Origin of the sequence: Xanthomarina arctica, assembly GCF_014638915.1 — a bacterium.
GTDB lineage: Bacteria > Bacteroidota > Bacteroidia > Flavobacteriales > Flavobacteriaceae > Xanthomarina > Xanthomarina arctica.
Genome location: NZ_BMFQ01000004.1, coordinates 1 through 15,457, shown reverse-complemented (window position 1 = coordinate 15,457; position 15,457 = coordinate 1). Strand labels below are relative to the sequence as shown.

Sequence of the window (15,457 nt, the reverse complement as noted above, 5' to 3'; positions counted from 1 at the left end):
TTTTTTATGTAAAAAAAGATATTACGCTACTTTTACAAAGATTTATAATTAACCATGAATTATAAATTACTCATAGCCGGAGTTGTCTTTTAGACCGTTATAATTTGCTATGCTGGTTAAATAACATGATTAAATATAAATTTAAAAAAGCGATTTGAACACATATTCAAATCGCTTTTTTTATTTTAAGCTTCAAGTAAATTTTCTAAAGCTGGCATAAGATTCGGATACATAAAATCGAATCCTTCTTCTTCGATTTTTTTGGAACAGACACGTTGACTTTCAAAAAGCAAAACGTGCATGTCTCCCAATGCCAGTTTCATAGCTATTTTCGGGATATTTGGTAGCCATAAAGGTTTTTCAAGTGTGCTTGCAATGGCTTTTGTCAACTCCTGATTTGTTATCGGATTTGGAGCTACACCATTAAAAACACCTCCCAAATTTTCCTCTAAAGTATAAACAAATATTCTGGCCAAGTCTTCTATATGAATCCATGATTGCCATTGAAGTCCGGTTCCGAAAGCAGCACCAAACCCATATTTAACAGGGGAGACCATTTTTGGCAAAGCACCTTCCTCTGCATCTAAAACCAAACCAATTCTAATTTTGGTTACCAAAATGCCTAATTCCAAAAACTCGTCTGCAGCTTTTTCCCATTTTACAGCAACTTCTCCTAAAAACCCCGAAGACATTGTAGATGCATTCTCTTCATGATAATTTGTAATGGAATTTGGATAAATACCAATGGCACTAGCCGAAATTAATTGCTTGATATTAATATTCTCTTTTTGAATAGTCTGCTTTAATAAATGCAAACTCTGTAATCTACTATCTAATATTTTCTGCTTGTAGCTTTTTGTCCATCTGTTAGAAATAGGGGCTCCAGCTAAATTTATAATAGCATCTACCCCATAGAAACATGTCGAATCAATTTCTTGTTTAGCAGGATTCCAATAAAACCCTTTATAATGCTCTTTATCTTCAATTTTTTCTTTTGAAGTCGTTAAATAATGTACAGAAATGGCATTTCTTTTACACTGAGCAACAATAGCACTACCAACTAAACCCGTAGCTCCAGCAATTAAAACTTTCATTGTCAATTTTTACTTAAAGATACTGAATTGCATGACTTTTAAACGACACTTTAGTTTAGGTTTAACAGAATTAACGAAAGTTTATGGTTATGAATGAATGAATTTTAGCTCTTAGAAACTTACCGAATGTTAAATGCCTTTTCTTTGAAGCATTTGGCTCGTAAAACCCGCCGAATGTTAAATGCTTTTTCCGGTTTCTTAACTTTCAACTCAAAACATGGTTTTATTTTGGAGTTGTTGGGTACTTCGTCGCACGAAGCATCTCACGTTTGCCAGGAGGACCAGGCAGTCTTTCTACTATAAAACCAACTGCTTGCATGGCGCGACGTACGCTTCCTTTTGCCGAATAGGTTACCAAAACACCTTGATCTTTTAAGGCATCGAACATTATTTTAAAAATTTCTTCAGTCCATAATTCTGGTTGAATTCGAGCACCAAAAGCATCGAAGTATATAAGATTGTATAAATTTAAATCTACAATCTCATGAAAGAATTTTTGTTGTTTTTGTAGAGTAAAAAGAGAAGTTATTTCATGGATATCTTCCCATTTAATGGCGTGGATTGTCTCGTATAAATTTCCGGAATCTAAATCCGGAAATAGACCTTGGTAATCTAAGGCTAAAACTTCTTCCTTTGATACAGGATAAGCTTCAACACCAACATAATTTATTTTAATGGATTGGTTCTTGACCTCAAATAAGGTGACCATCGCATTTAAGCCAGTTCCAAAACCAATCTCTAAAATGGAAATTGGTGCGTTTTGCTTCAATTGAGATTGTAAAACATGTTGAAGACCATGCTTGATAAAAACATGCCGTGCTTCCTGCAATGCACCATGAAGAGAATGATATTGCTCGTCTAAACCAACAAGTTGGATTGTTTTAGAACCATCTGCAGTTGTGATGATTTTACGTTCCAAGTCTTATTTAATTAGGAGTTTCTGAATTCTAGTAATAGGTCCTGTACATTCTGTTTGGTGACAAGAAATACACAGATTTACCATAGTATTAAAACGTTCTTTAACAGGGATTTGAGAATTTGAATTAAAAATCTCCTTTTCACTTTCTATAAATAGTTTGGAAAAACTTTGAAAGGTTTCATTTCTACTTTTAAAATCAGAAAGTTCTGCGGTATGGATTTTTAAAAAATCCAATGGAAATACTGTAGGTATCTTGCCTTCTAGAATATCTTCTTTTATTTGAAGATTTTGGGCGTACATCTCATTCATTAGATTTGCCATTTCAGAAGGCTGATACATATCGTAAATCACTTCCTTTTTTTCTACAACAATTTCTTCCTTAGAATTATTGCAACTAAAAAAAAGTGTAAAAGTAAAAATAAACAATACTAATTTTATCATTTATTCTTCAATTAGAAGGACACCATTAGCTTCAAAAGTATAGGTGCGTTTAGGTTCTGTTATGGCTGCAATTTCATTTTCAGATTTCCCAGCATCTTCAGCATAATGACGTTGTTCTTCAACAGTCATTTCACTAACGAAAGCTTTCCCATCTAAAATCACATCTTTTCCTGCTATATTTTTTGGCATAAAAAATCCGTAATCTTTAAACTTCACCATCACTTGTTCGTCGTTTCCTAAATCAAGTTTCATCCAGCAACCTTTTGCCTGACAAACTTCATCAACTTTAGCAATCATTTTAGTTTGAAGGCTATCTCCAACTATCATTTTCTTATAAGTCTCAGCCATTAATATAGCATCAATAGCGTTATCAGCTTCTATTTTATCACCAAAAGAGGCGTAAGCTATTTCTTTAACTTCTTCAGTTTGAACAGTGTTTACCTGAGTATCGCTTGTGTTATTTTTACAGGAAACGAATACAAAAGATAGAGCTAAAAGGGTTAAAATGTGCTTCATAATAATTTTATAAATTTGAATTTGAATAGCACCAAATATACGTATTTTTTAAAAAAAGTTTTGGTTTTTTATCCTAGTTTAATTTTATAAATTTGCACCAGAAAATTTATGTAATGACACATCCTTCAAACTCTAATATAGACATTGTAAAATCCAACACTTCAAAAATTGAAAATGTTGATTTTGATAACTTAACTTTTGGTAGAACTTTTACAGACCACATGTTTGTTTGCGATTTTATTGATGGAAAATGGCAACAACCAAAAATTATGCCTTACCAGGCAATGACTTTTGAGCCATCTGCTAGAGTCTTTCATTACGGACAAGCTGTATTTGAAGGCATGAAAGCTTTTAAGGATGATGCTGGAAAAGTTTGGTTATTTAGACCAGAGGAAAACCATAAACGTATTAATATATCTTCGGCTAGATTAGCCATGCCAGAATTTCCAAAAGACTACTTTTTAGACGGATTAGAAGCCTTATTAAAATTAGATAAAGATTGGATCAAACCTGGAGTTGGAAATTCGTTATATCTAAGACCTTTTGTTATTGCAACAGAACCAGCTATTTCTGCATCGCCTGCAAACATGTATCGATTTATGATTATTTGTTCTCCGGCAAAAGCATATTATTCTGGAAAAGTACGTGTTTTGTTTGCTGAAAAATATAGTCGTTCTGCTGATGGAGGTGTTGGTTTTGCCAAAGCTGCTGGAAATTATGCCGCTCAATTTTATCCAACTTCACTAGCTCAAGAAAAAGGGTATCAGCAAATTATTTGGACAGATGCCAGTACTCATGAGTTTTTGGAAGAAGCTGGAACCATGAATATCTTTTTTAGAATTAATGACACCTTAGTTACGGCTCCAATTAGCGACCGAATTTTAGATGGTATTACCAGAAAAAGTATCATTCAGTTGGCTGAAGATAATAATGTTCCAGTTGAAGTTAGACGTGTTCCTGTAAGTGAAATAAAAGAAGCCGCCAGAAATGGTAGCTTAAAGGAAATTTTTGGTGCTGGAACTGCAGCAGTAATTAGCCCTATTTCAGCTTTCGAACATGGAAATGAAGTATTTGAACTTCCTGAAATGGAAAATGCCTATGCGACAATGTTTAAAAAGGAGTTACTAAATATTCAACATAATTTATCTGATGACAAACATGGGTGGAGACGTGAGGTGAAATAGGTGATGAAATCGAAAATGAAGTTGAAGTTGAATTCTCAAATAACTTATTAACTCAATAACTCTCTTTTTTCATTTATCTATTCCCTATTTTCTATTTTTCAAGAATGTCAGAAATATTTGGTTTAAAATAATTTGGACCTTTTAATACTTTACCATCTTCACGGTAAATAGGCTCTCCATTTTCTCCCAATTTACTCATATTACTACGTTGGATTTCATTAAAAACCTCTTCAATTTTATGTTGCATACCATGCTCAATAATGGTACCACATAGAATGTATAGCATATCTCCCAGAGCATCGGCTACTTCTATTAGATCATCATTGTTGGCTGCTTCCAAATATTCTTCGTTTTCTTCGCGCATTAACTTATAGCGCAACATGTTTTTTTCTATACCTAAATGGGCTTTTGGCGTCTCTCTATGTCCTATTTTAAATGCTGTATGAAAGGCTTTAACTGCTTCTATTTTATTTTTCATATAAATTATTTTTTCATTTCTTTAAAAACAGAAAACTAATCTTATTTGTTTTCTTATTTTTGCCTAAAATTAAGGATATGTTTACAAATGGTCAATGGGTTTTTGGAATTTTATTTGCGATTGTATTTATCATAGCCATTTTCTTTACTTATAGACGCGATTTAAAACTTCACAGAAAATACTACAAAGGAAGCGTTTGGATTTTAGTTGCGTTTATTTCCTTTATCCTGTTTATTGCTTCTATAAAATGGTTTTTTAAGTAAGAAATCAAGCTTCAAATATTTTTTTTTAAATTTTGCTACCTTCTTCATCTAAGCTTTAAGTAAGTCTGTGAAGATATTTTTTGGTTTTATTATGTAGATAACAAAAACAATTATAAAACGCTTTATTAAAAATTAATAAAAATATTTTTCATATTAATAAATCCCCAAATTTTGGGGATTTATTCGTTTTAGAACTTATGGCTGAAAGGGTTCTAAAGACGACACCTTGCTTAAATTATAAAAAAGACATTAGTTTTTAAGAAATTACTCAATTTGAGTATTTTCTAGTTTTAATTTTACCTGTAGATTTATAGTGCTATTAATCAATACTTTAATATTATGAAAAATCTTCTACTTCTTTTTATTTTTACCTTTTTTACAACTCTATTATCCTTTGGTCAGGTCCCACCAAATGATTTAATCCAAAATGCCACTTTAGTTACTGAATCTCCTTTTGTAGAAACTGATGTGAGACTCGACCTGTCAAGTCCAAGTACTGGAGGACAAACTGGATGTGACTTATTAGACACCCCAGTAGTCTATTACAAATTTACAGCCATAGCTAATTATAACATATCTATAGCCGTAGAAGACGGATGGGGTTATGACAACGGAGAAACTTTATCAATTCTTTATTCTGCTCCTAATTTAAACGTGACTGACGAAAGTCAATTAACAGCGGTATCTCCATGTACTTATGGTAATATTATAGATTTGCCAGTGACCGCAGGTACTAATTATTATACTTTAGTTTCCAGAATTGGTGGAGGCACCTTTTGGTCCGATGTGATTATAGATATTCCACAAGAAGTATCTGCAAATGAAAGAAGCGCTTTAATTGATTTATATAATAATGCGGATGGTGCTAATTGGGCAAACAATAACAACTGGAATACCTCAGAGCCAATCTCTTCATGGCATGGTGTTACTGTAAAAGATGGTCACGTATCCAAAATTAATTTACGTTGGAATAATTTAACAGGTACCATCCCTGAATCTATATCAACCGCTTTAGCATTTCTTGAAAACGCTGATTTCGGATTTAATTATTTAAGCGGAATAATTCCTGATTTTTCTATAATTCCAACAATTATCCAATTAGATGTAAGCAGCAATATCTATTCTTTTCAAGATTTAGAAACTCATTATACAAATAATACATCCATCTCTACTTTTAATTATCAATTTCCAAAACCAATTGATACTGAAGATAGTTTTGATGGAGTTATAGGTGATAATTACACGTTAACAATGACTCCCGTTAACGGAACAAACGTACAATACCAATGGTATAAGAAGCGAACTAATTATTATGACCCTAGTGATGAACCTATTGCAGGAGCAAACTCTTCAACTTTAAATATAGTTAACTTACAAGAAGAAGATATGGACATTTATTTTTGTAAAGCCACTAGTCCAATTATTACAGACTTGGAAATCGATAGAAACCCAATCAATATTAATGGTCCTATTTCCGAAGCAGAGTTAAATGCTCTGGCGGCTATATATTATTCAACCAATGGAGATAATTGGAATAATAACACCAATTGGTTAACAGCAGAACCAATTTCTACTTGGCATGGAATAACAATTTCAGGTAACAAGGTATCTGGAATTGATCTTAACGGTAATAATTTAACCGGTACCTTACCTCCTGAAATCGGAGATTTTTATGGACTTGAAGTATTAGCTCTTTTTTATGGAAATAATATCAGTGGGAACTTACCTCCTGAAATTGGTAATTTAACTGAATTGCGTATTTTAGATGTTGGTGATAATAATTTTACTGGCGAAATTCCAGCATCATATGCCAACCTTACAAATTTAAGAGGGTTTTGGTTTAATGACAATCAACTTTCGGGTGAAGTCCCAGATTTTGTAGCCACCAATTACCCTAATATGACATTTTTTTATATTAGTAATAATAATTTTCATGGAGTCTTACCGGATTTCACTTCCTTACAAAACCTTTTAAGTGTAAACATAAGTAACAATCATTTCTATGTGTCTGATTTTGCAAATGAATTTAACGATTATTTAAACTTGCAATATGGTTGGAGTAACTCTAATTATTATTCCCCACAAACGACCTTAGATTTGCCAGAAAATCAATCTTTATTAGAAGGTGAAGACATTTATCTTACTGTTAGTGAAAGTATAGAAAGATATGGAAACACTAGACGTGCACAGGTATTACAATGGTATAAAGACAATGTCTTAATTCCAGGAGCAAATACGAATCCTTATATTATTACAAATGCTACAATGGCAGACAGTGGAAGTTATCATTGTGTAATAACAGATACAGATATTCCTGATTTCGAAATTTTTAGAGCTCCGATTGTAGTCGATGTTACTTTAGGAATACATGAAAATGAATTGCAAGACTTTCAAATATATCCTAACCCAACAAACAGTTTCTTATATATTAAAAGGCCTACCAACATCGAGGCTACTATAAATGTATATGATATAAATGGTCGTTTAATTTTAAATCAAACCATTATCAATACTCTTAACGAAATCAATCTTAGTAAATTCCAAAGTGGAATGTATATTTTAGAATATAAAACCAATGAGGTAAAAATCGTGAAACAAATTATCAAACAGTAATTAAAGTCAAATAACAATACAAAACGCCTTAATGAATTAATCATTAAGGCGTTTTTATTTATGTTGAATTTCTAGTTAATTCTCTTCCGGCAGAAAATTATAATTTGCACTATAATCAAGCATCTGTCCAGAAAAAGTTGCTGGTTGTGTTACTTTTATAGCAGTAATTTCACCATTTTCATCCATCTCAGGAACTAAAATAGGATTTACAAACCCACTATAAGGTGCAGAAGTAAATTGTTTATTGCGCTCTAAAACTTCGGCATGAATACTTTGGTCCACTTTAACACCATAGGTTTCGACTAAAGTTTCTACAGCTGTATAATCTCCTTCAGATTTAATACGTTGTGTCTCCATTAATAATTGACCAAAAAGATCATGTAATTTATCATAGTCATTGATATTATAATACGTTTTACCATCTCTGGTTATTTTTTCAATAACGTTATCTGCTTGTCCTTTTTCAAAAACCCAAGCACTCACCCATTGTCTATTACGCATGTGAGCTTCTTCAACATCATCACCTAAATTTAAACGGATTAATTGAGACATCAAACCGTTTCTAATGTAACCATCATAGGCTGCCATTCCAACAGATTTCCAATCTTCAACCAAACCTAATTCCTGTAATTTTGGATTGTATAAATAGTAAAGTCCAACTAAATCTGCACGTCCTTCTTCTAAAGTTGATGCGTAATTTTTCAAAGTTTCTTTAGTTTCACCAACTCCTGGATTTAACTGTCCGGACGCGTGACCTATAACTTCGTGTAAAGCCGTATGTAATTTATCTGCTACTTGACCATATTTTTCTTCTAGTTGCAATTCTTCTTCATCGTTAACAAATTCTTCTAAACGCCCTGAACTTCCAGCGTTATTATAAGCTTCAATAACATTACCTAATGAAACTGATTTACTACCAACAGCGGCACGAATCCAGTTAGCATTTGGTAAATTAACACCAATTGGCGTGCTTGGGGAAGCATCTCCAGATTCTCCTGCAATATTAACTACTTTATAAGTGACACCAACAACATTTTTCTTTTTATGTTCTTCCATCAAAGGAGAATTATCTTCAAACCATTGTGCATTATCAGATAAAACCTTCATTTTTTGAGACATATCAAAATCGTTAATTTGTATGATACTTTCATAAGACCCTCTATAACCTAGTGGATCGTTATACACTTCAATAAAACTGTTTATATAATCTACATTTCCTTTCGTTGCAGCAGTCCAAGCCACATTATAGTCATCCCAAGTTTGTAAATCTCCTGTTTTATAATATGCAATTAACAATCCTAAAGCATCTCCTTGTTCTTGGTTTTCGGCAACACCTTTTGCCAATTCTAACCATTTAATAATTTCATCAATTGAAGCGCCATATAAACCTCCAGATTTAAAAACCAATTCTTTTAATTGGCCATTCTCTTTTACCAATTTAGAGTTTAAACCAAAAGATAAAGGTTTCTTAGGATCTGGTGATTTTTTGTTCTTATAGAATGTCTCAACATCAGCATTTGTTACATTAGGACCGTAAAAATTAACTGCAGAAAGCAATACATTATCCACTCCTTTAGCTTGATTTACTTTCTTTGAATCTTTATCGTTAAAAATTACATCAAAAGCTTCACCTTCTAAAACTGTATTTGTTTCAGATAATAAGGTTTTTAAATAGTCTTGAGAAAATTCTGGTTTTATTTTATCATTAGAATAATGATGGTGAATTCCATTACTAAACCAAACACGCTTTAAATAAGATTCGAATGCGCTCCAGTTTTCATTAGACTTATCGCCAGAATAATTAGAATAAACTGCTTCTAAAGCAGTTCTGATTTTTAAATTATAACGGTAATTTTGATCCCACATAATATCTCTCCCAGCCAAACCTGCCTGAGTCAAATAATAGACCAATTTTTGTTCTTTTAAGGTTAAGTTTTCCCAACCTGGAATCTGATAACGTAATATCTTAATGTCAGAAAACTGTTCAACATTATAATCGAATACATTTTCTTCTTGTACTTCTAAAACTTCAACAACAGGTTCCTTATTATCTTCTTTACAAGACACAAAAGCTGTGAATGCTAAAGCAAAACCTAATACATACTTTACTTTCATCTTTAAATTTTTAATTAGTGAATTGCAAATGTAACATATATTAAGATAGTATAAAATTGATTATCTTTGAAAAACCTTTATAAAATCTACTATGAAAGCACTTAAATACATTCTATTTTTAATACTTATTTTAATTATTGGATTCACTATTTATGTTGCTGTACAGCCTAATTCATTTGAAGTAAAAAGAGTTCAAACAATAAATGCTCCAGCGGAAGTTGTTTATAACAATGTAATAGATTTTGAAAATTGGAATTCTTGGTCTTCTTGGATTGAAAATGATCCAGAAACAGTGATTACTTTAGGTGATAAAACAAAAGGAGTTGATGGTTCTTATTCTTGGATTGATTCAAAAGGAAAAGGCAAGATAAAAACGCTTACTACTTCAGAGAACGTGTCCATAGATCAAGAAATGCAACTTGATGACTTTGCGCCTTCCAAACTACATTGGGAATTTAACTCTATCTCCAAATCACAGACAGAGGTTGTTTGGAAAATAAATTCAGGTAACATTCCATTTATGTTTAAAGCTTATGCTCTTTTCTCTGGGGGATTTGATAGTATGTTAGGTCCAGATTTTGAAAGAAGCTTAGAAAAATTAGATAGTATTGTAATGGCATCTATGAAAGTGTATTCTATTAAAGTTGATGGTATAACACAACATGGAGGTGGTTTTTATCTTTATAATACCACTTCTACTAAAATGGATGACTTTGAAAATGTCATGCAAAATATGCTGTCTAAAGTTAGTCATTATGCTCAAGAAAACAATATAACAACAGCGGGACCGCCTTTTATATTATATCACAAATGGGATGAGACAAATAACTCGGTCATGTTTTCTTCTTGTATACCAACCACTTCGCAAATAATTACTACAGAAAACAATATTTTAACTGGACAGCTTGAATCTTTTAAAGCAGTAAAAACAATTCTAAAAGGAGACTACAGCAATTTAAAGGAAGCATGGCAAACCACTATGGATTATTTTCCAAAAAATGGTTTAGAGATGGCAGAATTAGGACCTATGCTAGAAGTATATGTTACAGATGCTTCAAAAACTCCAAATCCAGCTAATTGGATTACTGAAATTTATATAGCAGTTGAAGAAAAACAAGCTTTAAAATAAATTTATTTAATGAAACAACTTTTACTTGTATTTGTTGGTGGTGGCGTTGGTAGTGTACTAAGATATATTCTTGGAAAATATTTAAACAGTTACGAAACTGGAGTTCCGTATGGGACTTTTCTTGCTAACATCTTGGGTAGTTTACTTATTGGAATTATTCTAGGTCTTGCCGCAAAAAACAATACCCTTTCCGAAAATCACACCTTATTATTAGCTACCGGTTTTTGCGGTGGTTTTACTACTTTTTCGGCTTTTGCTTATGAGAATCATGTGTTTTTAAAATCCGGAGATTTTATGAGTTTTGCCGTTTACACAATTGCTAGTTTTGTATTGGGATTCCTAGCTGTTTTCTTAGGAATGTTTCTAGTGAAATAAATAACTTTAATGTTTATCAAAAGCCTTTACACCAGCTTCTACTTTAACTTCTAAATAGTTTTCTCGAGGTACAATTGGACAAGAATACTTTTCGTTATAAGCACAATAAGGATTGTAAGCCGAATTAAAATCTATAAGCACCATATCATCATTGGGGATTCGGCATTCTACATAGCGTCCACCTCCATAAGTAGTATCGCCATTGGTTAAATCTAAGAATGGCAAAAACAAATAATCATTATATCCTTTTTCACCCATTAGATCCATGCTCTGATAAATATTAAGCTCATGTGTTTTTCCTTTTAGTTCAAACGAAACAACACCATATTTAACATACATAGGCATGCTTTCTGTATTTGTTTGCATTTTAAAAGGTGTTTCATCCGGTGTTCTAGTAAGGTTTGCACTCACAACATAAGTTGAATCGAATTTAAAAAAGTCAAGCCCTTTAAAACCTTTCAAGTCCTTAACTTTTAATGGTGATTTAGAAGCATCCTTAAAATCGGCATTCATCTTTTTTTGAAAATCTGTTTCTCCTAAAATAGGTTGCTTGCCTTCTGCACAGCTCAATACAGAAACCAATATTAATAAATGTAGTAAGTATTTCATTTTAAAATTTTTACTCTTCAAAAGTACAACATTAAAATATTTTGTTTAGATTTGATTCGTTAAAAGTAAAACCAATGAACCATTACGTCACTATTTGTAGAAAACAAACCACTTCCTATTGGAAGAGTTGGGCTTGCTATATAATCTAGTGATTTAATTATCAAATAAAATTATATATAAAAGTCTGACGATAACGTCGGACTTTTTACTTTTAATATATCAATCAAAAAATGAAAACACTCTTTAATAATTATATAAACACCTTCAAAGGATTATCTTCTGAAGTGTGGTGGCTTGCATTAATTACACTAATTAATCGAGCAGGAACTATGGTAATCCCTTTTCTTTCCTTGTACTTAACAGAGGATTTAAATTTCTCATTTGCACAAGTTGGTTGGGTTATGTCTGCATTTGGTTTAGGATCTCTAGTTGGTTCATGGTTAGGAGGAAAACTAACGGATAAAATAGGCTATTATAAAGTCATGGTAAGAAGTCTATTGCTTACGGGAATTCTTTTTATCGGATTACAATACTTAGATACTTTCGAAACTTTTTGTATTGGTATTTTTGTAATCATGTCGGTTGCAGATATGTTTCGTCCAGCTATGTTTGTTGCCTTGAGTGCTTATAGCAAACCTGAAAACAAAACACGTTCGGTAACTTTAATACGTTTGGCAATTAATTTAGGATTTTCAGCTGGACCTGCTGTTGGAGGAGTCATAATTACTACTATGAGTTATGGTGGTTTATTTTGGGTGGATGGTATTACTTGTTTGTTGGCTACAATTCTATTAATAAAAGTATTGAATCCAAAAAAAGTAAAAACATTAGATTCTGTCATTAACCAAAATCCACAATCAGCTTATAAAGACAAAGCCTTTTGGATATTTTTAGCATCTATGACTTTGTTCGGAATCATCTTTTTACAATATTTCTCAACAATGCCATTGTATTATAAAGATGTATATAAGCTAACTGAATTAGAAATAGGTTTGCTTTTGGGACTAAACGGCTTTTTCATTTTTACATTTGAAATGCCCTTAATTAAATGGTTAGAACATACAAAATACACAAAACCTGGACTCATGATCTTTGGAACTTTATTAACGCTTGTAAGTTTCCTTGTACTAGATCTCACTTCATGGGTAGGGATTTTAATTATTGGTATGCTCTTGATGACTATAGGAGAAATGATAGCCTTCCCTTTTTCTAATGCGTTTGCTATGCAGCGAGCTAAAAAAGGAAATCAAGGTGAGTATATGGCCTTATATACCATCTCTTTTTCAATAGCACATATTTTCGGTCATAATGTAGGATTACACCTAGTTGAACGTTTTGGTTTTACATCAACTTGGTTTGTCATGGGGATTTTAGGACTTATTGCTGTAGGCCTACTTTACTACTTAAAACAATACTTGAAATCCAAAAACGAGCTGTATCTAAAATAATTAAGAGTCATATTTCATTTACTGTTTAAAGGATAAAAATATACATAAGATGAGAGAAGAATGGAAAAAACTACCTGTGTTTAAAAAAGCTACGGAAATTCAAGAATTGGTTCAGCACATTGTAAAAGTTGTTGAAAGTAGTAATACCGAATTTGAAGATAAAATTGAAAAAGATATCATAAAAAGCCATCTCTTTTATCTTTTACGAAACTCATTAATCATTCCTGCAAAAATTGCTGGTGTTTCAAACAGTGACATGCCATATGATATTAAAATGGAAAATGCCACCTTAATCCGAAAAGCAGCAAAAGAATTTATTATGGATGCGCGTGGTCTTCAAATACACGGTTGTAATGATATTGAATATTTAAATTTAATAAGAAATGAGGTAGATGAGTTTAGAGTTCTATTTGCAGAATGGGTTAAAACATTTGATTGTTGGAATTATACTATTGATCGGTGGGGACTTTTTAATCCACCAGGAATAAATTATGAAGATAAAGATCCTGATCAGGATATTCCTTTTGATACTGAATAAGTTAGTTTTATTTTAAAGGTTTCACAGGACTGTGTTTTATAACGTGAGACAAGACTATTTGCGTTTTAGTCTCGCCATATACAATTAATTGGTCGATAAAAATTTCCAAGTGTTTCTGGTTTTTTAAAACGACTTCCATAACTATATTTTCATTGCCTGTAATTCGATAGCAATTAATAACTTCATCAAATGTCTTAACCTTTTCTAAAAATGGTTTAAGCATTCCCATAAAAGCTCTTATAGTAATAAGGGCTTTTAATTGATAGCCAACCTCGAAAGGAGAAACTGTTGTATGGTAATTTTGAATTATCCCTAGATCCTCCATTTTTTTAATTCTTTCAGAAACTGCAGGAGAACTGATACCAACTTGCCTACCTATTTCGGCATTAGATAGTCTGGCATTACTCTGTAAACATTTAAGAATTTTCCAGTTTAACGAATCTACACTCATTTTAAAGAATTATTAAAATATACATTAAATATTAAATCAAATATACGAATTTACTTTAATACCGAAAGTTAAAAATGAAAACTTGTCACTATTTTTGATATAATTGTTATTAAAAAATGATTACAAATATGTCCTCACATTTATCTCACTCGCCTATATATCAAAAGGCTATAGAAATTATCATCTTATCTAGAAGTATTTCTTCATATTTGAATCAAGATTTAGCATACTTACGTCTTGATGGTACAGAAGATTCTAATATTTATTTTTCAGGGGATATTGTTCAGCAATCAAGTTCATTAGCTCCAGAAATTGAGAAGGCAGAATTAGAAAGATATAGTGATAAGAAATACAAACATATTGCTTCTGTTAAACGATTAACAAATCTATTATACAAGAATTGCAGTAGGTTAGAAAAATCTAATAGCAATGGGAAAGATTATCTTCCTATACTGAGAAATGAACTTAAAAAATTCAGAAAACTACAACACACTTGGTCTTTAACTCTGTAACATAATAATACCTTTCTTAAATTATAGTTTTTTGGAATATGTTTGTTAAGGCATTTCTACATTGTTAAACTAAGACCATATTTCATTAAGCAATTAACTCATTAAGCAGGGTTATCTTCTTCCTACTTTTTAATGCTCAAGAGCTATTAGGACCAATTAACAAAAATTTCAATTCACCTACTTATCTACTCATATCATCAACTGAATTAGAACGCAGGAAACCTACTAATTGAAATATTGGTTCCTATTACGCTTTAACCAAAAATCGATTCCTATTGAGAGTCCTTTGCAATTATTTCAATACAGATAATGGCACTTTTTGATCTACACTAGTTATTGAGAATCTCTAGCTACTAATTAATAAACATCCTAATCTAAAATTTAGCTACAGATTGTAATCGAACCTAATGTTGTAATTTATCAACTATTTCTCTTCCTGGTCATCACTTAATTTTAGGGATGATAAAATCTAAATTTGTTGCACAAAAAAATCCCGATTCAAAAAAATGAATCGGGATTCTAAAAAAGGCGATGACCTACTCTTCCACAAATGCAGTACCATCGGCGCTAATGGGCTTAACTTCTCTGTTCGGAATGGTAAGAGGTGAGCCCCATTGCAATAACCACCTTAAGTTATTGCTGCAGTAATAAGTTTTACCTTATTACTTTCAGCGTTCCAACATAAAATTGGAACAAATATCTTAACATATTGAAAAAAATAACATGAATTTTGTAATTTAATTGTACTTTATAAAAAGAACAGCTGTACAAT

At 31.8% G+C, this 15,457-nt stretch carries 15 protein-coding genes and 1 rRNA gene; 7 read left to right on the top strand and 9 right to left on the bottom strand.

What is annotated here, in order from left to right; genetic code table 11:
- Nucleotides 1-185 precede the first annotated feature (185 nt).
- From IEV77_RS15020 to IEV77_RS15005, 4 genes are all read right to left on the bottom strand, one after another.
- The gene (locus IEV77_RS15020; RefSeq protein WP_188466302.1) at nt 186-1,094 is read right to left on the bottom strand and encodes a TIGR01777 family oxidoreductase; all 909 of its coding nucleotides are present in this window, start codon (nt 1,092-1,094) and stop codon (nt 186-188) included.
- 223 nt (nt 1,095-1,317) lie between these two features.
- Complete coding sequence (mnmC2, locus tag IEV77_RS15015) at nt 1,318-2,013, bottom strand: tRNA (5-methylaminomethyl-2-thiouridine)(34)-methyltransferase MnmC2 (RefSeq protein ID WP_188466300.1); 696 nt, start codon at nt 2,011-2,013, stop codon at nt 1,318-1,320.
- A gap of 3 nt (nt 2,014-2,016) precedes the next feature.
- A complete protein-coding gene (locus tag IEV77_RS15010; RefSeq protein WP_188466299.1) occupies nt 2,017-2,454 on the bottom strand; it encodes a hypothetical protein in 438 nt (145 codons plus the stop codon).
- Nucleotides 2,455-2,970, bottom strand: coding sequence for a DUF4920 domain-containing protein (locus tag IEV77_RS15005; protein ID WP_188466297.1), 516 nt, complete (start codon nt 2,968-2,970; stop codon nt 2,455-2,457).
- 113 nt (nt 2,971-3,083) lie between these two features.
- Between IEV77_RS15005 and IEV77_RS15000 the strand changes: the two genes are divergently transcribed.
- A complete protein-coding gene (locus IEV77_RS15000; protein WP_188466295.1) occupies nt 3,084-4,154 on the top strand; it encodes a branched-chain amino acid aminotransferase in 1,071 nt (356 codons plus the stop codon).
- 91 nt (nt 4,155-4,245) lie between these two features.
- Here the strand turns inward: IEV77_RS15000 and IEV77_RS14995 are convergent, their stop codons facing one another.
- Nucleotides 4,246-4,632: a pyrophosphohydrolase domain-containing protein gene (locus IEV77_RS14995; RefSeq protein ID WP_188466293.1), complete on the bottom strand. Its 387-nt coding sequence runs from the start codon at nt 4,630-4,632 to the stop codon at nt 4,246-4,248.
- A gap of 602 nt (nt 4,633-5,234) precedes the next feature.
- Here IEV77_RS14995 and IEV77_RS14990 point away from each other — a divergent pair.
- Nucleotides 5,235-7,508 (top strand): T9SS type A sorting domain-containing protein, encoded by a 2,274-nt coding sequence (locus IEV77_RS14990; RefSeq protein WP_188466291.1) that lies wholly within the window; start codon nt 5,235-5,237, stop codon nt 7,506-7,508.
- A 75-nt stretch (nt 7,509-7,583) separates the two neighbouring features.
- Here IEV77_RS14990 and IEV77_RS14985 read toward each other — a convergent pair whose 3' ends face one another.
- A complete protein-coding gene (locus tag IEV77_RS14985) occupies nt 7,584-9,623 on the bottom strand; it encodes a dipeptidyl-peptidase 3 family protein (RefSeq protein ID WP_188466289.1) in 2,040 nt (679 codons plus the stop codon).
- A gap of 91 nt (nt 9,624-9,714) precedes the next feature.
- Between IEV77_RS14985 and IEV77_RS14980 the strand changes: the two genes are divergently transcribed.
- Nucleotides 9,715-10,752 (top strand): SRPBCC family protein, encoded by a 1,038-nt coding sequence (locus IEV77_RS14980; RefSeq protein ID WP_188466287.1) that lies wholly within the window; start codon nt 9,715-9,717, stop codon nt 10,750-10,752.
- A 9-nt stretch (nt 10,753-10,761) separates the two neighbouring features.
- Nucleotides 10,762-11,127, top strand: a complete 366-nt coding sequence (gene crcB / locus IEV77_RS14975; protein WP_188466285.1) for a fluoride efflux transporter CrcB — start codon at nt 10,762-10,764, stop codon at nt 11,125-11,127.
- 6 nt (nt 11,128-11,133) lie between these two features.
- Here the strand turns inward: crcB and IEV77_RS14970 are convergent, their stop codons facing one another.
- Nucleotides 11,134-11,736 carry a DUF1684 domain-containing protein gene (locus IEV77_RS14970; RefSeq protein WP_188466283.1) on the bottom strand — a complete coding sequence of 201 codons (603 nt, stop codon included), beginning with the start codon at nt 11,734-11,736 and terminating at the stop codon, nt 11,134-11,136.
- A 230-nt stretch (nt 11,737-11,966) separates the two neighbouring features.
- Here IEV77_RS14970 and IEV77_RS14965 point away from each other — a divergent pair, with 230 nt between their 5' ends.
- Together IEV77_RS14965 and IEV77_RS14960 are read left to right on the top strand one after the other, a co-directional pair.
- Nucleotides 11,967-13,184: an MDR family MFS transporter gene (locus tag IEV77_RS14965; RefSeq protein WP_188466281.1), complete on the top strand. Its 1,218-nt coding sequence runs from the start codon at nt 11,967-11,969 to the stop codon at nt 13,182-13,184.
- A gap of 49 nt (nt 13,185-13,233) precedes the next feature.
- Nucleotides 13,234-13,722 carry a hypothetical protein gene (locus tag IEV77_RS14960; protein ID WP_188466279.1) on the top strand — a complete coding sequence of 163 codons (489 nt, stop codon included), beginning with the start codon at nt 13,234-13,236 and terminating at the stop codon, nt 13,720-13,722.
- Between the two features lie 7 nt (nt 13,723-13,729).
- Here the strand turns inward: IEV77_RS14960 and IEV77_RS14955 are convergent, their stop codons facing one another.
- A complete protein-coding gene (locus tag IEV77_RS14955) occupies nt 13,730-14,173 on the bottom strand; it encodes an Lrp/AsnC family transcriptional regulator (protein ID WP_188466277.1) in 444 nt (147 codons plus the stop codon).
- Between the two features lie 128 nt (nt 14,174-14,301).
- On the opposite strand from IEV77_RS14955, the gene IEV77_RS14950 reads away from it, so the two are divergent.
- Nucleotides 14,302-14,685 carry a hypothetical protein gene (locus IEV77_RS14950; protein WP_188466275.1) on the top strand — a complete coding sequence of 128 codons (384 nt, stop codon included), beginning with the start codon at nt 14,302-14,304 and terminating at the stop codon, nt 14,683-14,685.
- A 523-nt stretch (nt 14,686-15,208) separates the two neighbouring features.
- On the opposite strand, the gene rrf is transcribed toward IEV77_RS14950, so the two are convergent.
- Nucleotides 15,209-15,316, bottom strand: a 5S ribosomal RNA gene (gene rrf, locus IEV77_RS14945).
- Nucleotides 15,317-15,457: the final 141 nt, after the last annotated feature.

What these genes read in the sequence shown, in the direction of transcription:
- IEV77_RS14960 (WP_188466279.1), top strand. Translation starts at nt 13,234, where the DNA reads ATGAGAGAAGAATGGAAAAAACTACCTGTGTTTAAAAAAGCTACGGAA.
- IEV77_RS14970 (WP_188466283.1), bottom strand. Translation starts at nt 11,736, where the DNA reads ATGAAATACTTACTACATTTATTAATATTGGTTTCTGTATTGAGCTGT.
- IEV77_RS14995 (WP_188466293.1), bottom strand. Translation starts at nt 4,632, where the DNA reads ATGAAAAATAAAATAGAAGCAGTTAAAGCCTTTCATACAGCATTTAAA.
- IEV77_RS14965 (WP_188466281.1), top strand. Translation starts at nt 11,967, where the DNA reads ATGAAAACACTCTTTAATAATTATATAAACACCTTCAAAGGATTATCT.
- IEV77_RS15020 (WP_188466302.1), bottom strand. Translation starts at nt 1,094, where the DNA reads ATGAAAGTTTTAATTGCTGGAGCTACGGGTTTAGTTGGTAGTGCTATT.
- IEV77_RS14950 (WP_188466275.1), top strand. Translation starts at nt 14,302, where the DNA reads ATGTCCTCACATTTATCTCACTCGCCTATATATCAAAAGGCTATAGAA.
- IEV77_RS14980 (WP_188466287.1), top strand. Translation starts at nt 9,715, where the DNA reads ATGAAAGCACTTAAATACATTCTATTTTTAATACTTATTTTAATTATT.
- IEV77_RS14985 (WP_188466289.1), bottom strand. Translation starts at nt 9,623, where the DNA reads ATGAAAGTAAAGTATGTATTAGGTTTTGCTTTAGCATTCACAGCTTTT.
- IEV77_RS14990 (WP_188466291.1), top strand. Translation starts at nt 5,235, where the DNA reads ATGAAAAATCTTCTACTTCTTTTTATTTTTACCTTTTTTACAACTCTA.
- IEV77_RS15000 (WP_188466295.1), top strand. Translation starts at nt 3,084, where the DNA reads ATGACACATCCTTCAAACTCTAATATAGACATTGTAAAATCCAACACT.
- IEV77_RS14955 (WP_188466277.1), bottom strand. Translation starts at nt 14,173, where the DNA reads ATGAGTGTAGATTCGTTAAACTGGAAAATTCTTAAATGTTTACAGAGT.
- crcB (WP_188466285.1), top strand. Translation starts at nt 10,762, where the DNA reads ATGAAACAACTTTTACTTGTATTTGTTGGTGGTGGCGTTGGTAGTGTA.
- IEV77_RS15005 (WP_188466297.1), bottom strand. Translation starts at nt 2,970, where the DNA reads ATGAAGCACATTTTAACCCTTTTAGCTCTATCTTTTGTATTCGTTTCC.
- IEV77_RS15010 (WP_188466299.1), bottom strand. Translation starts at nt 2,454, where the DNA reads ATGATAAAATTAGTATTGTTTATTTTTACTTTTACACTTTTTTTTAGT.